Annotated in this window: 1 rRNA gene; it reads right to left on the bottom strand. The window is 48.8% G+C overall.

The annotated features are described in order from the left end of the window. Nucleotides 1–532: ribosomal RNA gene (locus R8N49_RS29405) — 23S ribosomal RNA — on the bottom strand; the annotation flags it as partial. Between the last annotated feature and the right edge of the window lie 29 nt (nt 533–561).

Genomic DNA, 561 nt, shown 5'->3' with positions numbered 1-561 from the left:
CCTGCTCCTACTGCTTGTACGTACACGGTTTCAGGTTCTATTTCACTCCCCTCACAGGGGTTCTTTTCGCCTTTCCCTCACGGTACTGGTTCACTATCGGTCAGTCAGTAGTATTTAGCCTTGGAGGATGGTCCCCCCATATTCAGACAGGATATCACGTGTCCCGCCCTACTCGATTTCACTGAACACACGTCGTCAACTACGGGACTATCACCCTGTATCGTCGGCCTTTCCAGGCTGTTCGTCTAACGCGTGTAAAGCTTAAGGGCTAGTCCAATTTCGCTCGCCGCTACTTTCGGAATCTCGGTTGATTTCTTTTCCTCGGGGTACTTAGATGTTTCAGTTCCCCCGGTTCGCCCTGTTGAGCTATGTATTCACTCAACAGTAATACCTTATGGTATTGGGTTTCCCCATTCGGAAATCCCAGACTCAAATGGTTTTTACTACCTAATCTGGGCTTATCGCAAGTTAATACGTCCTTCATCGCCTCTGACTGCCAAGGCATCCACCGTGTACGCTTAGTCACTTAACCATACAACCCGAAGGAGTTTCGAGTTGATG

This window comes from Vibrio sp. 1978, assembly GCF_033344345.1.
Note: the sequence above shows the minus strand (reverse complement) of the source record. Positions and strands in the feature narration are given on the sequence as shown.